At 61.7% G+C, this 2,310-nt stretch carries 3 protein-coding genes; 1 reads left to right on the forward strand and 2 read right to left on the reverse strand.

Going from position 1 to position 2,310, the window contains the following annotated elements:
- Positions 1-570 (reverse strand): YveK family protein (locus LQV45_RS26420; protein WP_230009675.1); only part of this gene is annotated, 570 nt, incomplete at its 3' end.
- Between the two features lie 318 nt (positions 571-888).
- The gene (locus LQV45_RS26425; protein ID WP_026537452.1) at positions 889-1,353 is read right to left on the reverse strand and encodes an Lrp/AsnC family transcriptional regulator; all 465 of its coding nucleotides are present in this window, start codon (positions 1,351-1,353) and stop codon (positions 889-891) included.
- Between the two features lie 159 nt (positions 1,354-1,512).
- Between LQV45_RS26425 and LQV45_RS26430 the strand changes: the two genes are divergently transcribed.
- Positions 1,513-2,310, forward strand: a 798-nt coding sequence (locus tag LQV45_RS26430; RefSeq protein WP_253074589.1) for a thiamine pyrophosphate-dependent enzyme, incomplete at its 3' end; no start/stop codon positions are given.

Here is a 2,310-nt window from a genome sequence, read left to right on the forward strand (position 1 = left end):
GGCCACCCCGCCCAAGAGCCCGGTCACTAGTCCAATAATTAGATTGAGATGCACGTTCGGAGCGGATGGCGAAGACGGAGCTTCGGCCGGCCTAATGATGGAAAGCGAAACAGGACTCGTTCCGCCGGTTTTTGGCCGTTCCAGCGTGTCCACAGCCACAATGAGGCTGTCGGCCACGGCTTGAGCTATTGCTGCTGCCTGCACCGGGGAGGTGTCCTCCGCCGAAATGGTTATTATGACGGTGTTAAGGTCACTCGTAGCTGTGACTTGTCCGGCTAGTCGTGAGGCGCTGATATTCAAGCCAAGAGTCTCCACGACGGGCTGAAGTACTACGGGCGTCGCGATTGTCTTCACGTAGGATTGCACGCGCGCTTGGCTAAAAGTGTTGCCCTGCTGCAACTCGCTCACGGTGCCCGAGCCCTGTATTGCCACGAAGAGTTGCGATTGGGCGGTGTAGGTGGGGCGAACCAATAACGTTGCAGCCGCCCCTGCCAAAAGCCCAACAAGGGCAGCGGATACAACGATAATCCAATTGCGACGGAGCATTCGTAAGTAGTCTTGCAAATCCAAGTTCCAGGTCCCCCTACGTTGCCGTCAATCCGACACGTGATGTTCTTGTTGAGAGCCAACAGGTCACGATGATGTTACCGCGCCAAACGCCTTGGTGAGTAAGCAGCGGTGTCCGATCGCTGTCGTGCCGGAGACTGCAAAGACCACACGCCAGGTGTCTCGCTAGGTTCAATATTGGCAGTCAGGCCTCAGCAATTCTCTCGATCAGCCTTCGCGCTATTGAATGCTGGCGTGCCTAACGTCTCCCGAGGAGATCAAGGTACGTGGCCGAAATATTCTCGACTGCCGAGAAACCGCCCTCGAAAATACGGGCAGCCCCTACCGCGTATCCAAATCCTCAAATACCAAAAACGTCTGGGTGTCCAAGACCCCGGGCATGGACTGCAGCTGGTCGAAGATCACCCGGCGCAGGTCAATGTTGTCCACCGCGCGCACCAGCAGGATGACATCGAAGTCCCCGCCCACCAGCGCGATGTGATGGACCTCCGGGATGGCGCGCAGGAGTTCGCGCAGCTCGCGCCAGGAGTGCTGGCGCACCTTCAGCGTGACGTAGGCAGAAGATTTCAAGCCGGCCTTGATGGGATCCACCAGGGCGGTGAACTTGGTCAGGACGCCTTCGCCCGTGAGCCGGGCGATCCGGGTGTAGGCGTGGGCGCGGGAAATGTGGACGTTCTCGGCCACCTGTGTCACCGACATCCGGCCGTCCCGGGTCAGCTCCGCAATGATGTTCCGGTCCACATCGTCCAGCGGCACCGCCACCTGCTCTGATTCGAGCTCTGCCATTCGTCTACGACCCCCGCCGGTAATCGAGCTCACACTTACGATTTGTCTTCCAGAATAGGGCAAATTTGTGGACATCTCCACGATTCACGGGAGAGGTGGATACGAAACATCGGCTGGCGGCATACTGGGAAAGATTAGTGGCTACAGAAGGACGGACCAATGACGATCTCCGCAGATCACGCTGCGCAGCCAGCTGCGCGGCAGGCCGCGCAACAAGATCCAGCCGGTGATGCCGTGAGCAAGTTCGGTATCAGCGTTGAGGACTACATGTTGCCCGCACGCCACCAGATCCAGATGGTGGGCCCGGGCGGAACCCTGAATCCCCACACGGAGCAGGGCACCCAGCCGGGGCACGAGTACAGCCTGCCCAGCGAGACCGAACTGATGGCCGCCTACGAGCAACTCGTCATCGGCCGCCGCGTCAATGACCAGAACTCCGCGCTGGTCCGGCAGGGCCGCATGGCCGTCTACCCCTCGAGCCACGGCCAGGAGGCGTGCCAGGTTGCCGCCGCACTGTGCCTTGCCGAGGGTGACTGGCTGTTCCCCACCTACCGCGACTCCGTAGCCGTCATGGCCCGCGGCGTGGATCCGGTCCAGACGATGACGCTCTTCCGCGGCGACTGGCACGGCGGCTACGATCCCGCCAAGAACAAGGTCGGCATCCAGTGCACCCCGCTGACCACCCAGCTGCTGCACGGCGTCGGCGTGGCCCACGCCGCCAAGCTGCGCGGCGAGGACACCGTGGTCCTGGCCATGTGCGGCGACGGCGCCACGAGCGAAGGCGATTTCCACGAGGCCCTGAACTTCGCCGCCGTCTTCCACCTGCCCGTGGTCTTCTTCGTCCAGAACAACCAGTACGCGATCTCCGTGCCGCTGGCGCACCAGTCCGTTGCGCCCTCCCTCGCCCACAAGGCAGTGGGCTACGGCATGGCCGGCGAACGCGTGGACGGCAACGAC

Source organism: Microbacterium sp. Bi128, assembly GCF_918698205.1.